Origin of the sequence: Novosphingobium sp. TH158 (genome assembly GCF_002855555.1) — a bacterium.
Classification (GTDB): domain Bacteria; phylum Pseudomonadota; class Alphaproteobacteria; order Sphingomonadales; family Sphingomonadaceae; genus Novosphingobium.
Map to the genome: position 1 here is coordinate 1,651,801 of NZ_PKRT01000001.1, position 14,783 is coordinate 1,666,583.

At 64.9% G+C, this 14,783-nt stretch carries 17 protein-coding genes; 9 read left to right on the forward strand and 8 right to left on the reverse strand.

The features are described from left to right. Nucleotides 1–26: 26 nt before the first annotated feature. A complete protein-coding gene (locus C0V78_RS08180) occupies nt 27–1,061 on the forward strand; it encodes a glycosyltransferase family 2 protein (RefSeq protein ID WP_254049859.1) in 1,035 nt (344 codons plus the stop codon). On the opposite strand, the gene galE is transcribed toward C0V78_RS08180, so the two are convergent. Then, nucleotides 1,052–2,053, reverse strand: coding sequence for a UDP-glucose 4-epimerase GalE (galE, locus tag C0V78_RS08185; protein ID WP_101797267.1), 1,002 nt, complete (start codon nt 2,051–2,053; stop codon nt 1,052–1,054). The two genes, C0V78_RS08180 and galE, sit on opposite strands and share 10 nt — an antisense overlap. A 152-nt stretch (nt 2,054–2,205) precedes the next feature. On the opposite strand from galE, the gene C0V78_RS08190 reads away from it, so the two are divergent. The 6 genes from C0V78_RS08190 to C0V78_RS08215 are packed head-to-tail and all read left to right on the forward strand — an operon-like array spanning nt 2,206 to nt 7,125. After that, a complete protein-coding gene (locus tag C0V78_RS08190; protein WP_101797268.1) occupies nt 2,206–2,922 on the forward strand; it encodes a DUF4136 domain-containing protein in 717 nt (238 codons plus the stop codon). A gap of 8 nt (nt 2,923–2,930) precedes the next feature. Beyond that, a complete protein-coding gene (locus tag C0V78_RS08195) occupies nt 2,931–3,569 on the forward strand; it encodes a DUF4136 domain-containing protein (protein ID WP_254049860.1) in 639 nt (212 codons plus the stop codon). After that, a complete protein-coding gene (locus C0V78_RS08200) occupies nt 3,566–4,705 on the forward strand; it encodes a M14-type cytosolic carboxypeptidase (protein ID WP_101797269.1) in 1,140 nt (379 codons plus the stop codon). Before C0V78_RS08195 ends, C0V78_RS08200 begins: the two co-directional genes overlap by 4 nt. Then, entirely contained in the window at nt 4,702–5,421 is a 720-nt protein-coding gene (locus C0V78_RS08205) for a prolipoprotein diacylglyceryl transferase family protein (RefSeq protein WP_216822169.1), read from the forward strand. Before C0V78_RS08200 ends, C0V78_RS08205 begins: the two co-directional genes overlap by 4 nt. Further along, entirely contained in the window at nt 5,375–6,832 is a 1,458-nt protein-coding gene (locus C0V78_RS08210; protein ID WP_216822170.1) for a radical SAM protein, read from the forward strand. Before C0V78_RS08205 ends, C0V78_RS08210 begins: the two co-directional genes overlap by 47 nt. Continuing rightward, entirely contained in the window at nt 6,829–7,125 is a 297-nt protein-coding gene (locus tag C0V78_RS08215) for a hypothetical protein (protein ID WP_101797271.1), read from the forward strand. Before C0V78_RS08210 ends, C0V78_RS08215 begins: the two co-directional genes overlap by 4 nt. Here C0V78_RS08215 and C0V78_RS08220 read toward each other — a convergent pair. The 5 genes from C0V78_RS08220 to C0V78_RS08240 all read right to left on the reverse strand — a co-directional run bounded on the left by C0V78_RS08220 (nt 7,122) and on the right by C0V78_RS08240 (nt 10,902). Beyond that, complete coding sequence (locus C0V78_RS08220; protein WP_101797272.1) at nt 7,122–8,150, reverse strand: hypothetical protein; 1,029 nt, start codon at nt 8,148–8,150, stop codon at nt 7,122–7,124. The genes C0V78_RS08215 and C0V78_RS08220 overlap by 4 nt on opposite strands. Nucleotides 8,151–8,274: 124 nt before the next feature. Continuing rightward, nucleotides 8,275–9,165, reverse strand: coding sequence for an SDR family NAD(P)-dependent oxidoreductase (locus C0V78_RS08225; protein WP_101797273.1), 891 nt, complete (start codon nt 9,163–9,165; stop codon nt 8,275–8,277). A gap of 60 nt (nt 9,166–9,225) precedes the next feature. After that, a complete protein-coding gene (locus C0V78_RS08230) occupies nt 9,226–9,651 on the reverse strand; it encodes a cytidine deaminase (RefSeq protein ID WP_101797274.1) in 426 nt (141 codons plus the stop codon). A gap of 9 nt (nt 9,652–9,660) precedes the next feature. Beyond that, nucleotides 9,661–10,359 (reverse strand): glycoside hydrolase family 25 protein, encoded by a 699-nt coding sequence (locus tag C0V78_RS08235; protein WP_101797275.1) that lies wholly within the window; start codon nt 10,357–10,359, stop codon nt 9,661–9,663. A gap of 57 nt (nt 10,360–10,416) precedes the next feature. Continuing rightward, nucleotides 10,417–10,902 (reverse strand): UPF0262 family protein, encoded by a 486-nt coding sequence (locus C0V78_RS08240; RefSeq protein WP_101797276.1) that lies wholly within the window; start codon nt 10,900–10,902, stop codon nt 10,417–10,419. Between the two features lie 161 nt (nt 10,903–11,063). Here C0V78_RS08240 and C0V78_RS08245 point away from each other — a divergent pair, with 161 nt between their 5' ends. Further along, nucleotides 11,064–12,578: a replicative DNA helicase gene (locus C0V78_RS08245; RefSeq protein ID WP_101798263.1), complete on the forward strand. Its 1,515-nt coding sequence runs from the start codon at nt 11,064–11,066 to the stop codon at nt 12,576–12,578. On the opposite strand, the gene C0V78_RS08250 is transcribed toward C0V78_RS08245, so the two are convergent. Further along, on the reverse strand, nt 12,569–13,771 hold the full coding sequence (locus tag C0V78_RS08250; RefSeq protein WP_158241512.1) for a nitrate/nitrite transporter: 1,203 nt from the start codon (nt 13,769–13,771) through the stop codon (nt 12,569–12,571). The genes C0V78_RS08245 and C0V78_RS08250 overlap by 10 nt on opposite strands. 134 nt (nt 13,772–13,905) lie before the next feature. On the opposite strand from C0V78_RS08250, the gene rpoZ reads away from it, so the two are divergent. Then, a complete protein-coding gene (gene rpoZ, locus C0V78_RS08255) occupies nt 13,906–14,250 on the forward strand; it encodes a DNA-directed RNA polymerase subunit omega (protein ID WP_101797278.1) in 345 nt (114 codons plus the stop codon). 75 nt (nt 14,251–14,325) lie between these two features. On the opposite strand, the gene C0V78_RS08260 is transcribed toward rpoZ, so the two are convergent. After that, entirely contained in the window at nt 14,326–14,700 is a 375-nt protein-coding gene (locus C0V78_RS08260; protein ID WP_144039859.1) for a hypothetical protein, read from the reverse strand. Nucleotides 14,701–14,783: the final 83 nt, after the last annotated feature.

Consider the following 14,783-nt stretch of genomic DNA (forward strand, 5'->3'; position numbering starts at 1 on the left):
CCGGAAGGACAAGGCGGAGACGCGACTTGAGCTACGAGGCCGGCAATTTCTGGGCCGAGGCCATGCAGGCTGCTGCACAACCGCGCGTTGCGGTGGTGATCCCCTGCTATCGCGTGTCGCGCCAGATCGCGGCCGTGATCGCGCGCATCGGCCCGGAATGCAGCGCCATCTATGCCATCGACGATGCCTGCCCCGAACAGTCGGGCGCGGCGATAGAACGCGTTTGCGCCGATCCGCGCGTGCGGGTGATCCGGCACGAGGCCAACCAGGGCGTTGGCGGTGCGATGATCACCGGCTTCCGCGCCGCGCTGGCGGATGGGGCCGATATCGTCGTCAAGCTGGATGGTGACGGCCAGATGGATCCCGAGCTCATCCCGGGCTTCATCGCCCCGATCGCGCGCGGGCAGGCCGATTACGTTAAGGGCAACCGCTTCTTCAGCCCGGAAGATGCCCGGTCGATGCCGCGCACCCGGCTGCTGGGCAACCTCGCGCTGACGTTCATGACCAAGCTGTCGAGCGGCTACTGGTCACTGTTCGATCCCAACAACGGCTATGTCGCCATCGATGCCCGCGTCCTGGCGCACGTGCCGCTGGACAAGGTAGCACGTCGCTATTTCTTCGAAAGCGACATGCTGTTCCGCCTGAACACCCTTCGCGCCCGCGTGATCGACCTGCCGATGGAAGCGGTCTACGGAGATGAGGAGAGCAGCCTCAGCCCGATGAAGATGGTGCCGCACTTTTTCGGCCGCCACGTGACGAACACGTTCAAGCGCATTTCCTACAGCTACTTCCTGCGCGATTTCTCCATCGCGTCGATCGAGCTTGTCGCCGGCACGCTGCTGATGGCCTTCGGGCTGGTCTTCGGCAGCTATACCTGGATCGCCAACCTGCAATCGGGAACGGTCACGCCCACCGGCACGGTGATGCTTGCCGCCCTGCCGGTGCTGATGGGGCTGCAGTTCCTGCTGGCCTTCATCGGGCATGACATCGCCAGCGCCCCGCGCGATACCGTCGGGCCGCTGCTGTCAGGACGCAGGCGGAAGGCCGCAGCTCAGCGCTGAAGCGTTTCCAGCTTGCGCTCCCAGGCGAGGGCGTGGGCAACGATCGTATCCAGATCGGCGTGCTGCGGCACCCAGGGCAGGGTCGCCTTGATGCGCGCGTTATCCGACACCAGCGAGGCGGGATCGCCCGCACGGCGCGGTTCCTGGCGGCGCTCGATCTTCAGGTTGGTCACCCGGTCCACGGCATCGAGCACTTCCAGCACCGAAAAGCCCCGGCCATAGCCGCAGTTCATGGTGAGCGAGCGCGCCGGATCGGCAATCAGCGCCTCAAGCGCCAGGACGTGTGCGGCGGCAAGATCGGACACGTGGATATAGTCGCGCACCCCGGTGCCGTCGGGCGTGTCATAGTCCGTGCCGAAAACCGAAACGTGCCCGCGCTTGCCCAATGCCGCCTCGACCGCAACCTTGATGAGGTGGGTGGCGCCAGCGGTCGACTGGCCGGACCGGGCCTGCGGATCCGCCCCCGCGACGTTGAAATACCGCAGGGCGCAGAAGTTGATCGGATGGGCCGCCGCCGTGTCCTTCAGCATGATCTCGGTCATCAGCTTGGACATGCCATAGGGATTGATCGGCAGTTGCGGGCTGTCTTCGCGCACGGGCGAAACCTTGGGCTCGCCATAGGTCGCAGCTGTCGAACTGAAGATGAAGTGCGGCACCCCGCCCCTGACCGCCGCCTCGATTAGCGAACGGCTTTTGGCGGTGTTGTTGTGATAGTACTTCAGCGGGTTCTCGACCGATTCCGGCACCACGATCGAGCCGGCAAAATGCATGATCGCCTGCGTTCCCTGCTCGGCAAAGATGCGGGCCAACAGCGCGCCATCCTCTATGTCGCCTTCGTAAAACGGCACGCCATCGGGAACGGCGAAGCGAAAGCCGGTCGTCAGGTTATCGATCACCGCAACCGGCCAGCCAGCGTCTTTGAGAGCGAGCACGGCGTGGCTGCCGATGTAGCCGGCACCGCCGGTAACGAGAACTGGAACCTTGCTGGACATGCGACCCCTTCAGGATGAGTTGACAGGAAAGGCAATAGTACGAATTGATTACGGTGTCCTTGCCGTACATGCCGGTGGTTCATGCGGCGGAAAGACTGCCGCGCCTAGCGCAAGCGCAACAGGGGAAACGCCTTTTCCCGGGAGCAAGGTCCATGATTATCCGCAGCCACTCCGCCAGTATCGTCGCGATCGGCATGGTTCTGACGGCCATGGCCGCTCCTGCCCAGGCACGACCGGGGGTGATGGGGCCGGGCATGGGCTGGCACGATCCCTTTGGCGACAGCTATCCCTCAAGCCAGCGCCTGCGCTCTGCCGACCGCGTGGAGGGCCGGGTGGAAGTGACCCGTTTCGTCGCCGAAGATGGCGGCGCGGACCTGCTTGGCAAGGGCAGCGCGATCTCCGTCCCGGCCCCGACCGGAGCCGGGGTGGAGGATGCGGCCCTGCGTCCCTTTGCCGCCGCGGTCGATGATCGGCTCGCAGCCGTGGGCTACCAGACGGCCACTAATGCCGGCGGCGCGGGCCAGCTGGTCGAGCTGCGCGTCAGCCGCGATGTCGTGGTGCCCGAAGAGGGGCCGAAGAAACCGGTCAGCGGTGAAATGGCGGTGGGCGTATCGAACCACGGATCGATGATGGGGCTTGGCCTCAACATCGACCTGAGCAAGCCGAAGAAGGCCCTCGTCTCCACTCGGCTGGAGGCGCGCATCAGGGATGCGGCCAGCGGCAAGGTGCTGTGGGAAGGCCGCGCCGACATGGTCAGCCGCGAAGGCAGCACCAAGTGGAGCGAATCCGCCGTTGCTGCCCGCCTTGCCACTGCTCTGTTCGACAAGTTCCCCGGCAAGCCCGGCGAAACCAGCCTGACAGTGCGCTGAGCCTTGCCATGGCGACAAGGCCGGGCCAGAACCGGCACGACTGGAAGGTGACGAGGATGAAGACGAGACTGATCGCCCCGCTCACGGCCCTGCTGGCCCTGTCCGCCTGCGTCGCGCCAACGGGTCCGATCGAGGTCACGCGGTTCCATGTGCCCGATACCTCGCAGCTGGCGAAGGGCACCATTGCCGTGGAACCGGCCGCCGGCATGGACGGCCAGTCGCTCGAACTGCACAGCTTCATGGCTGCGGTGCGCAGCGAACTGCAACGGCTCGGCTACAGCGATGCTGCGGCGGGATCGGGCAACCAGGTTGCGCTCGTCCGCCTTGTCCGCCAGCGCTACCAGCCGGAACGCGCCCGCAGCCCGGTGAGCGTTGGGGTGGGCGGATCGACCGGCTCCTATGGATCGGGCCTGGGCGTGGGCATCGGCCTCAATCTTTCCGGTCCGCCGCCCGAGCAGGTGGAGACCGAGCTTGCCGTGGCGATCAAGGACCGCAAGAGCGACAAGGTGTTGTGGGAGGGCCGCGCCAGCTTTGCCGTGCGGGCCAGCTCGCCGCTCGCCCAGACGCAGCTCGGCGCGCCAAAGATGGCGGCAGCACTGTTTGCGGGCTTCCCCGGCAATTCGGGTGAGACTATCACGGTCAGATGACCGACATCCTGATCCATTCGAACTTCGATTCCGGCAATATCGAGGTGCTCTCCGTCGAGGGCACCACGGCCGCCCTTGCCATCCGCCGCGACCACCAGAGCGAATTCTTCCAGTGGTTCCATTTCCGCGTCTCGGGCGCACAGGGGCGCGAGCTGACCTTGCGGATCACCGGGCTGGGCAAGAGCGCCTATCCCGACGGCTGGCCGGGCTATCGCGCCGCCGTTTCGGAAGATCGCAAATTCTGGGGCCGCGCCGAGAGCAGGTGGAATGCAACCGAGGACGATGGCACGCTGACCATCCGCTACACGCCTGCGGGCGATTCCGCCTGGTTCGCCTATTTCGCGCCCTATTCGATGGAGCGTCACCACGACCTGATCGCCCAGACCGCGCAGGCCGACGGCGTTACCTATCGCTGCCTTGGCACGACGCTTGATGGCCAGCCGATCGATTGCCTCGAGCTGGGCGAAGGGCCTTTGCAGGTCTGGCTCTACGCACGCCAGCATCCGGGCGAGACGATGGCCGAATGGTGGATGGAAGGTGCGCTGGCCTGCCTGACCGACCCCGCCGACCCCTGGGGCCGACTGCTGCGGCAGAAATGCCGCTTCCACGTGGTGCCCAACCTGTGTCCAGACGGTGCGCGGCGCGGCCACCTGCGGACCAATGCCGCAGGGGTCAACCTCAACCGCGAATGGCACGAACCCAGCGCCGAGCGTTCGCCCGAAGTGCTGGCGATCCGCAATGCAATGGACGCGAGCGGCGTGGATGTCGCCATGGATGTCCACGGCGACGAGGCGATCCCCCACGTGTTCATCGCCGGGTTCGAAGGCATTCCCTCGATGAAACCCGGACAGGCCGAGCAGCTTGAGCGCTACAAGACGATCCTCGCGCGGCGCACGCCGGATTTCCAGACACGGCACGGCTATCCCGTGGCCCCGCCGGGCAAGGCGAACCTTGCCATGTCCACCAACCAGCTTGCCGAGCGCTACGGCTGCATGTCGCTGACGCTGGAAATGCCGTTCAAGGACAACGACGACCTGCCGTGCCCCGCCCAGGGCTGGAGCGCGGAACGCTCCGCCCTGCTTGGCCGCGAATGCATGGCGGCGCTGGGCGAATGGGTGCTGGGGCGGGAAGGTTGATCTCTGTATCCACCGCCTGGTGGGCACATTACCTGTTCGATGCCCTCGCCTGGGGCAGCGCTGCCCTGGCGGCGCGGTGGCAGCACCGGCGCTTTCCCGAAATGTCGCGGCGTCTGGAGGGGCAGACGCGGACCTCCTACTTCATCGCGCTTGCCGTTGGCGCGGTGATCGGGGCCTGGGCATTCGGCACGGCGAACACATCGGGCAGTGGCCACTTCGCGCCATCGCACTCGGTCGCGGGGGCGCTTGCCGGGGGGATCGCGGCGGTAGAACTGTGGAAGTGGCGCGCCGGGATCACGCGATCCACCGGCGCGGCATTCGTTCTGCCCCTGGCGGTGGGCATTGCGGTGGGGCGGCTGGGCTGTTTCTTCGCCGGCACGGTGGACTTCACCTTTGGCACGCCGACCGGCCTGCCTTGGGCCGTGGACCTGGGCGACGGCGTGGGCCGCCATCCCGTGCAGCTATACGAAAGCGCGGCCATGGGGCTGTTCGCCCTTGCCTATGCGCGAGCGCTGATCGCACGGCAGGGCTGGACGCGCGAACATGCTTTCCATGCCTTCGCAATCGTTTATGCTGCCCAGCGTTTCGCGTGGGAGTTCGTGAAGCCCTACCCTTCGGTGGTCGGGCCGCTGAACCTTTTCCACGTGCTTTCGCTGGGGATGCTCGCATATGGAATCGTCTGGTGGCAGCGCGGTGATCGACCAGCCGGTGCTTGAGCGCAAGGCGGCACCCTATGTCTTCCATTCGCAGACCACCAGCCTTTGCGCCACCTGCCTTGAGCCTGTTCCGGCCAAGGTGATCATCGAGGACGAAAAGGTCTTCTACCTCAAGCGGTGCCGCAGCCACGGCGTGCAGAAGGTGCTGATCAGCGACGACCTGGCCTATTGGCGCGCGCAGAAGGAATGGCTCAAGCCGGGCGACCGGCCGTTGACCGCGCAGACCCGCACAGAGGCAGGCTGCCCCTTCGATTGCGGCCTGTGCCCCGATCACGAACAGCATTCCTGCCTTGCCATCGTCGAGGTCAATTCCGCCTGCAACCTTGCCTGCCCGGTATGCTTCGCCGATGCCGAGGACGTGCACGGCGCGCACCTGCCGCTGGCAACGATCGAGGCCATGCTCGATGCCCTGGTCGCCAGCGAGGGCGAGCCTGACCTGGTGCAGATTTCGGGCGGCGAGCCAACGCTCCATCCCGAATTCTGGGCAATCCTTGACGGGGTGAAAGCCCGGCCGATCCGCCACGTGATGATCAACACCAACGGCCTGAGGATCGCGCAGGAGCCTGACTTCGTCGAGCGCCTGGCGAGTTACGCGCCCCGCCTTGAGGTTTACCTGCAATTCGATTCACTCAGCGACGATGCCCTGGTCAATCTGCGCGGGGCGAAGCTGGCGCGGATCCGGCGGCAGGCGCTCGAAGCGCTGGAGCGGGTGAACCTGTCCACCACGCTGGTCTGCGTGGTGAAGCGCGGGGTCAACGATCATGAGGTGGCAGACATCGTCCGCCATGCGCTGGAATGGCGCTGCGTGCGCGGGGTGACTTTCCAGCCGGTGCAGGATGCGGGACGCAACGACGGCTTCGATCCTGCGCTCAACCGCATCACCATTCCCGAAATCCGCCGCGAGGTGGGCAGGAGCGGTGTCTTTGCCACCGAGGACATGATCCCCCTGCCCTGCAACCCCGACCAGATCTGCATCGGATATGGCCTGCGCGATGGACAGGCCGTCACCCCGATAACCAGCCTGATCCCGCGCGAGGTGATCCTCGCCGGTCCGAACACGATCAGCTACGAAGCCTATCCGGCGCTGCGCGAGAAGATGTTCGACCTGCTCAGCCTCGCCACCAGCCAGTGCAACACCGAGGAAAAACTCGCCGGGCTGCTCTGCTGCCTGCCGCAGGCGATGGTGCCGCAGGAGCTGAGCTATGCCAATTCATTCCGCGTGGTGATCCTGCAATTCCTCGATCGCTACAATTTCGATCTCGGCACGGTGAAGCGCTCCTGCGTCCATTTCCTCACGCCGGAAGGGCAGATCATCCCGTTCGACACCTACAACACCTTCTACCGCCCCGGCGCGGAAGGGGCGGGAGTGCTCGCGCGGGCGCGTGCGCAATTGCAGGGGGGGCAAACATGAGAATATTCGGTGCGATCCTGATGGCCATCGGCATCCTGATTGCCGGGGTGAGTGGCCTGTGCAGCCTGTTCATCATCGGCGCGGGCATTTTCGACGGCAGCGGCCAGATGGGCGATGCCTTCGGGATGGTCGCCATCTTCGGCCTGGTCCCCTTTGCCATCGGCGCCCTGATGATCTTTGTCGGCTACAAGATCACCAAGTCGGATGATCGTTCCATGCCGCCTCCGCCGGTGCAGCGCCCCGATGCAACGGCGCGGCCGGCGCGCCCGCTGGATGCGGACGAGCAGCCCTAGCTTTCCAGCATCATTCCGTAATCGCGGAACAGGTCGAAGCATTTGGCGTTGACCACCATCAGGCGGTCATCCTTGTCGAGGTTGAGCTTGCGCCGCAGCATCCGCACGACCGCCGTCTGCGCCGGTCCGGCAAGGCCATGTATGCCAGCCAGCACCTCGGGGTTGTGCGAGAAGGTAGAATCGACCAGCAGGTCGATATTCTGCGGGTGATAGCCGAACCCGGTGAACACGATGCGCTGCGATTTCAGCATCGCGTTGCGCACTTCCATCATGGCCCGCTGATCGCGCATCAGTTCGCCGGGCGTGCGCAGGTTGTTGACCAGGTTGATCATGTTCCACGGGTTTTCGTTGCCCCATTCCACGTCCGCTGCCTCGCCCCGCTGCCACGGCAGGCGGCCGATGGTGCCATAGGGGTGGACGATGCGCAGGTGCTCTGAAACCACGCGCTGGGCCTCGGGCAGGGTCATGCCGTAGGCCGTCATCAGGGCATATGGCAGGAAGTGCTCGATCGAGCGGTCATAGTTGAACGAGATGATCGAGAGGTTCTCGAAGCACTGGTGAACCTTGCTGCGCGGCACGCCGGCGGTCATCAGCTTGCCCAGCTCAAGCAGCCAGAAGTCCCCCGCCTGCAAGGGCAGTTCGCCGGGGTTCTTGGGCGCGGGCCGCAGGTTCGAACGCGATTCGCCCTGGCTGATGAAATGCGCGAGCGCGAGCTTGCCGGTAAGCGTGACGAGCGGGTTGTCGTCGTTCTGCTCGATCACCGTATCGATCATGTTGCTCATGCGCGCGGCAATGCGCAGGCGTTCGGTTGCCTCGTAAAGCTTGTCCTGGCTGTTGCCCGGTCGCTCTGCCAGCTTGTTGAGGTGACGCAGCAGCATCGACGAATCCTTCGTCATCTGCTCGCCGCCAAAGCGGTAGAAATCATAGGCCGAAGCCGTGCGCTCGAGCAGTTCGGTGCTCGACGGCAGGTGGATTTCCTGGCTGGTACCGGCGCCGACGATCAGCGTTGTCTTCGTCCGGATCATGCCGTCGTTTGCCCAGTCCCGCTCATGGCGATGGATCCGGCCGAGCGCCGGATACGGGCTTTTACCTAGTCGCTGTTGGTTAACGACGGGATAAATGTCTGAACAAATGTAACCCGATCGGGGGCTAGTCGATCAGGTCCGCCCCCGTGGGATTGCCCTGCGGTACGCCATTTGCCGCCTGCCACGCTTCAAGATCGTCGTAACAGGCTTCCACCACCGAGGCATAGGTTTCGGCAAACAGGCGGCGCTGGTCGGCATGGTCGAACACGAAGGGGCGGTTGTGGCGCACTGCATTCAGCACCATCGGCGCAACATCTTCGGGCCGGTAGAACGCCATCGAGCTGTGCGTCGTATCGCCGCTGGTGAACTGCACTTCTGCCACCGGTTCCGGCCCGCCGAACTTTTCCGGCCGATAGGAGCCGTTGTTCGCCTTCATGCCCGAAGCAACGCCGCCCGGGCAGTAGCTGGTGGTGAACACGTTGTGCGGGCGCATCTCGATGGCAAGGTTCATCATCAGCCCGATGATCCCCATCTTCGCCGCCGAATAAGGCACATGGACCGGCATCCAGCCCGGCAGCAGCCCGGCCATAGAGGCTGTCGCGCAGACGTGCCCGCCGCCCGCTTCGATCATGCCGGGCAGGAAGGCGCGCGTGGTGTTCATCACACCCATCAGGTTGACCTGCACGATCCAGTCGACATCGGTGTCCGACATGTCGAGCAGCGGGGTGAAGCTCGTCGCCCCGGCATTGGCGAACAGCAACTGCACCGGCCCCAGAGCGGCAAGGGCGGCATCGCGCATCGCCGCGATTGAGGACCGTTCGGTAACGTCGCAGACGAGGGCAATGGCCTCGCCTCCCTCGGCGCGGATCGCGGCGGCGACCCTTTCGGCGTTGTCCGGCTTGATATCGGCCACGCCCACACGCGCGCCCTGCCGCGCGAGTTCGCGGGCAAGGCCCATGCCGATCCCCGATCCGCCGCCAGTGACAACGGCCGCCTTGCCTGCAATCTCGGTCATGCTCTCTCCCGCCGCAGCCTAATGCTACGTTCGGGTTTCATTATGCGGGAGAGCTCGCCGCTATTCAAGCGCTTCCGGACCGAATGCGCGGGGCAGCAGGTCGGACAACTTCATTTCGAGCACTTCATGTTCACCGGCGCACCATACCACCGGGTCGCTGGCGCCCAGCGCGGCCACCTCGTAAAGCATCTGGCGGCAACGCCCGCAGGGTGAAACCGGCTCGCCAAGGCCGACCTGGCCGGCCTTTCCGGCGATCACGGCAACGGCTTCAAGCGGGCCGCGCCATTCTTCGGAAAGCGCCTTGCCCACGGCAACGGTTTCGGCACAGAGCGTCATGCCGTAGCTGGCATTTTCGACATTGGCGCCGGTCACCACCGAACCGTCGGCAAAGGCCAGCGCCGCGCCGACGTGGAAATTGGAATAGGGGGCATAGGCCTTGGCCGCAGCGGCGCGGGCCTGTTCGATAAGCGTGTCGCGATCGGTCATGCTGCCATCCTAGCGCTGCACGGCCACCCAGCGAAGCGGCTTTTCCGTGGCCTCGGTTCGCAACCAGGAATTGGCCGTCCACAACGTCCACGGGCGGCCGGCATAGTCCGGCTCAAGCCGGGTGCGAACCAGCCAGAGGTTGCGGTTGATCGCCGCCGCCACGTGGTAGCGCGCTTCGAACTTCGCGCCCAACTTCAGGATCACCGGCTTGCCGGTGTGCGTTTCCACCTGGTTGAGGAAGGTGGTCAGCTCGCTTTCGACCGCCGCTTCGGTAACCTTGCTGGGGCAGTCCTCGGCCAGCCGGTCGAGCGAGACGGCGCTGGGCAGCAGCTTGGCATCGCGGGGAACCACGGTGACGAAGTTCGCCGCCTGCCGGTCAGCGGGCTGGCAGGGATCGTATTCGTGCACCGCGCCTACCTGCAGCCCCACGGCACGCGCGCCTTCCAGGTTTGCGGCAAACCCGGAATCGCGGGCAAAGGCACTGGCCGAGGCGTCGATATAGGCAAAATCGACGCCGATGGCCTTGAGCGCGGTCCAGTCAACCGGGCCATCGTCGGAGCCAACCTCCACGCCCTGCACCGGCCACTGTTCACGCGGGGGTTGCCACGATCGCAAGTGCCACCACATCGCCACCGAGCCGGCAAGCGCCAGCAGCAGCACCAACGCAGCCAGCCGCAATCGCCAGGAGCCCCGCCCTTTCCTTGCCATGAATTGTGCGTCCCGTTGAAAAGCCGGCCATCCCGATGGCCGGGCCCTACCCCTTGATCAGGCCCTGATATGAAGAACGCAGATCAGGGTAAAGAGCCGACGCGCCGTGGCGAAGTCTGTCTCCACCTTTCCGTCCAGCCGCTCCAGCAGCATTTCCGCCGCATGATCGTGTATTCCGCGCCGGGCCATGTCGATCGACTCGATCTCGTGCGCGGAGGCGCGGCGAACCGCCTTGTTATAGCTGTCGCAGATGGCGAAATATTCGCGCACCGGACGTCGGAACTTGGCCAGGCCCAGGATGAACGATTCGAGCAGTTCATCGCTGCCATCGGCAAGAATATCGAGCTGCAGCCGCCCGTCGTTCACCGCCATGCGCAGTTTGTAGGGGCCTTCGTGCCCCGCCGCAAAGGCGCGCAGCGGCTTGAACACGTTGTCCTCGATCAGGTCGAACATGGCCACGCGCCGTTCCTGCTCGATCTCGGCGCTACGACGCACGAGCGAGCTTTCGTCGAATTCGATAGCGGATATGCGGGGCCCCGACATGGCGCATATTTCGCAGATGCAGCAAAGAGGGGCAAGGTGCGATTTCGCCGCCCTTTCCGGGGCCGTCGCCCCGCCGCCGTGACAATCCACAAGCTGTGGAATAATTCTCCGCAACTTGCCGCTTGATGCAGACGGACGGCGAGCGCATTCCCTGCCGCGCAATGGCCCTAGAAGCAATCCAGCCCAGCAACGACGATTCGCCCGTCCGCACCCTTCCCTCGAACATCGAGGCGGAGGCCGCCTTCCTTGGCGCTGTCCTGATCGACAATCGCGTCATCGAGGAACTCAACACGCCGCTGCGGCCGGACCATTTCTTCGAGCCGATCCACGGCCGGATCTATGAACGCGTCATCCAGCTGCTCGATCGCAAGGCCGTGGTCACGCCCGTCACGTTGCGCCCCTATTTCGAGGCGGACGAGGCGCTGAAGGCGCTTGGCGGCGTCACCTACCTGGCGCGGCTCACGGCGGACGGTCAGGGCCTGCTCGCGCCCAAGGAGCTGGCCGAACAGATCTATGAACTCGCCCTGCTGCGCGAGCTCGTTTCGGTCGGGCGCAAGCTCGTGACCGATGCGATGGATACCTCTGAAAGCGTCGATCCGCTCGAGCAGATCAACAATGCGGAGGCCGCGCTCTATGCCGTGGCCGATGGTGCCTCTAACCAGAACCAGGCATCGTCCTTCGGCGATGCGACGCGCGTAGCCATTACCGCGATCGAGAAGGCGCTCAATTCCGGCGGCCATATCGCCGGCAAGACCACCGGCTTTACCTCGATCAACGAGCGCATCGGCGGCCTGCACGATTCGGACCTCATCATCCTTGCCGGCCGTCCGGGCATGGGCAAGACCTCGCTGGCGACGAACATCGCCTTCAACGCCGCCAACCGCCTGCTCACCGATATCCAGTCCGGCATAGACGAGAAGGCGTCGGTCGGATCGGCGGTGGCCTTTTTCAGCCTGGAAATGAGCGCCGACCAGCTGGCCACGCGTATCCTGGCGGAGAACTCGGGCATTTCTTCCGAATCGCTGCGCACCGGACGGATCAGCCGCGAGGATTTCCAGCAGCTGTCCTTCGCCAGCCAGCGGCTCGCCGAACTGCCGCTCTATATCGACGATACCCCGGCGCTGACCATTGCCGCGATGCGCGCCCGCGCGCGCCGCCTGAAGCGCAAGCACAACATCGGCCTGATCATCGTCGACTACCTGCAGCTGCTGCAGGGTAGCGGACGGGCGAGCGATAACCGCGTGAACGAGATTTCCGAGATCAGCCGCGGCCTGAAGACGCTGGCCAAGGAACTGCACGTCCCGGTGATCGCCCTTTCACAGCTGAGCCGCGCGGTCGAAAGCCGCGAGGACAAGAAGCCGCAACTTTCGGACCTGCGCGAATCGGGCTCGATCGAGCAGGACGCCGACATGGTCTGGTTCGTCTTCCGCGAAGACTACTACGTCAAGATGACCGAGCCCAAGTTCCCGGCCGAGGGCGACACGCCCGACGTCGCCGAGAAGTGGGAAAAGTGGCGGCAGAAGATGGAGCAGGTGACAGGGCTCGCCGAACTGATCGTCGCCAAGCAGCGCCACGGCGCAACCGGCAAGGTGCGCCTGCGCTTCGAGGCGCGCATCACCCGCTTCTCCGACCTGGCTCCCGACGAACTGGCCGCCAACGCCTACGATTACGAGTGAGCTGTCGGCACCGGCGTGAAGCGCCGGCCGCCCAGCATCAGGAACAGCAGCGATCCCACCGCCGTCATCGCGGCTGCCACGAACAGGTAGCCGTTGAAGCTGCCGGTGGCGCGCTGGACCAGCGCGATCAGGATCGAACCGCCAGCCATGGCCGCGCCCATGGCCGCCGTCAGCAGGCCAACCACGGTGCCGAAGCGGGCAATGCCGAAGTGCCGGGCCACCAGCACCGGCACGACATCCGCCTCGCTGCCGAAGGCAAAGCCGATCAGCACCATGGCGAACAGCACGACGGCAAAGCTGTCAAGCGGGCTGGCGAGCAGCAGCAGGCCCAGCACGGGCAGCGCAAAGCCGAAGGCGGCAACGCGCGGCGGGTTCAGCCGGTCAATCGCGATACCGAAGATGAAGCGCCCGGCAACGGAAGCCAGGCCGATCGCCGTTACCATCAATGCGGCGGCAGTATCGGGCAGGCCCTGTTCGCCTGAAACCAGCTTGATCTGCGTGGTGGCAAGGCTGAAGGGCACGTTCACCAGGAAAGTGGCCGCCAGCATGATCCAGAAGGCCCGGTCGGAGAGGACCGCGCCATAATCCGCGCGGGCGCTGGCCTTGGTCGGCTCATCCTTCACGCCCTTCAGCAGCCACAGGGTCCCCACGGCGCAGGCCATGCAGAACGCCGCAACCAGCACATAACCGGCACTGAACCCGTAGTTCTGCACATAGAGGCTGATAAGCGGCGCACCGATCGCCCCGATCAGCGGCGCGCCCGATCCCGCGAGGCCCATGGCCAAGCCCCGGTTGCGCACGAAAGCCTGGGCAACGACACGGTTATAGACCGTGGAGGTGGTGGTTGAGCAGACGATGGTCTGGATCACGTAGATCCAGAAATAGGTCATCAGGCTGCCATCCATGAAAGCGATGGCCACCAGGAACAGCGGATAGCTGAGCGCCCCCACGGCTGCTGTCCGCCAGACGCCGAAGCGATCGGCAAGGCGGCCGGAAACCGGAATCGAGAAGATCACCATCATCTGGACGACCGACAGCCAGGTCCACTGCTCCTTGGTCCAGCCGAATTCCGCGATGAAATAGGGCGCAAAGGTGGAAAGGATATAGGTGTTCAGCGACAGTGCCGAACCGATGCCCAGGAACGCGCCAGCCAGCGGCCGCCAGTTGCGGCGGAATTCGCCCGTCTCGTCCATGATCCTCCCCATACGTCTTGTCTGGCGCGATAATGCCAGCCTTGCCGCGCCCGGCAAGCGATTTCCTTGACTTTTCGCCCCCGCGACACTAGCTGCGCATCCTTTCCGAGATTCTCGAACTGCTGGAGTGCCCCATGGCGCGCGTTACCGTTGAAGATTGCGTCGACAAGGTTCCGAACCGCTTCGACCTCGTCCTGCTTGCCGCGCAGCGCGCGCGCGAGATTTCGGGCGGCGCCGAATTGACCGTCGATCGCGATCGCGACAAGAACCCGGTCGTTGCCCTGCGCGAAATCGCCGAGCAGACCATCGTTCCGTCGAACCTCAATGAAACGCTGATCAATTCGCTGCAGCGCGTTCTTCCCGAAGACGATGACGAGGTCGATGAAATCGGCTCGCTCAGCCAGTCGGCCGAAGCCCTGCGCATCACGGCTGCGGCGCCGGTGCGCAACACCTCGCTGGGTGGTGACTACGACGGCTGATCGCCGCCGGTCATCGCAGCATGGCAAAAGGCCCGCCCCCGCAAGGAGGCGGGCCTTTTTGCTGCGCCGCTTCGATCAGCGGCAGGGCCAGGTGCGCACGGCAAGATCAGCCATGGCGCGATGCAGGTTGATCTGCCCGCGCTGCCCGGCGGGATAGCTGTTCAGGTGGTTGAGCCACATGTCCTGTGTCACCTTGGTGGGCTTGGGCGGGCAGGAACTGGGCTTGCCTGCCGCGCGCTCCCTCTCCAGCCGCGCCTTGTAGGCGAGTCCAGCGGCCATCGCCTCGTTCTTGAGCATCTTGATGTCGGACGAGAACATCGCCGCAATGCCCTTGGCCTTGAGCGCATCGACTTTGGCGAGGAACGCGGCAACCGACATGTCGCCCGGAGCCGCATGGGCCGGGGCCGCAGCGGCAAGAAGCAGTGGCACGATGGCCAGCGCGCGCTTCATCTTCAATCTCCTTCACGACCCACAGGGGTGATGGCTTGACGCAATGAGGCTTGCAAGACCATGAACGGTCCGTTCCCGGGGAA

What these genes read in the sequence shown, in the direction of transcription:
- galE (WP_101797267.1), bottom strand. Translation starts at nt 2,053, where the DNA reads ATGTCCAGCAAGGTTCCAGTTCTCGTTACCGGCGGTGCCGGCTACATC.
- C0V78_RS08190 (WP_101797268.1), top strand. Translation starts at nt 2,206, where the DNA reads ATGATTATCCGCAGCCACTCCGCCAGTATCGTCGCGATCGGCATGGTT.
- C0V78_RS08195 (WP_254049860.1), top strand. Translation starts at nt 2,931, where the DNA reads ATGGCGACAAGGCCGGGCCAGAACCGGCACGACTGGAAGGTGACGAGG.
- C0V78_RS08200 (WP_101797269.1), top strand. Translation starts at nt 3,566, where the DNA reads ATGACCGACATCCTGATCCATTCGAACTTCGATTCCGGCAATATCGAG.
- C0V78_RS08210 (WP_216822170.1), top strand. Translation starts at nt 5,375, where the DNA reads ATGGAATCGTCTGGTGGCAGCGCGGTGATCGACCAGCCGGTGCTTGAG.
- C0V78_RS08215 (WP_101797271.1), top strand. Translation starts at nt 6,829, where the DNA reads ATGAGAATATTCGGTGCGATCCTGATGGCCATCGGCATCCTGATTGCC.
- C0V78_RS08220 (WP_101797272.1), bottom strand. Translation starts at nt 8,150, where the DNA reads ATGATCCGGACGAAGACAACGCTGATCGTCGGCGCCGGTACCAGCCAG.
- C0V78_RS08225 (WP_101797273.1), bottom strand. Translation starts at nt 9,165, where the DNA reads ATGACCGAGATTGCAGGCAAGGCGGCCGTTGTCACTGGCGGCGGATCG.
- C0V78_RS08230 (WP_101797274.1), bottom strand. Translation starts at nt 9,651, where the DNA reads ATGACCGATCGCGACACGCTTATCGAACAGGCCCGCGCCGCTGCGGCC.
- C0V78_RS08235 (WP_101797275.1), bottom strand. Translation starts at nt 10,359, where the DNA reads ATGGCAAGGAAAGGGCGGGGCTCCTGGCGATTGCGGCTGGCTGCGTTG.
- C0V78_RS08240 (WP_101797276.1), bottom strand. Translation starts at nt 10,902, where the DNA reads ATGTCGGGGCCCCGCATATCCGCTATCGAATTCGACGAAAGCTCGCTC.
- C0V78_RS08245 (WP_101798263.1), top strand. Translation starts at nt 11,064, where the DNA reads ATGGCCCTAGAAGCAATCCAGCCCAGCAACGACGATTCGCCCGTCCGC.
- C0V78_RS08250 (WP_158241512.1), bottom strand. Translation starts at nt 13,771, where the DNA reads ATGGACGAGACGGGCGAATTCCGCCGCAACTGGCGGCCGCTGGCTGGC.
- rpoZ (WP_101797278.1), top strand. Translation starts at nt 13,906, where the DNA reads ATGGCGCGCGTTACCGTTGAAGATTGCGTCGACAAGGTTCCGAACCGC.
- C0V78_RS08260 (WP_144039859.1), bottom strand. Translation starts at nt 14,700, where the DNA reads ATGAAGCGCGCGCTGGCCATCGTGCCACTGCTTCTTGCCGCTGCGGCC.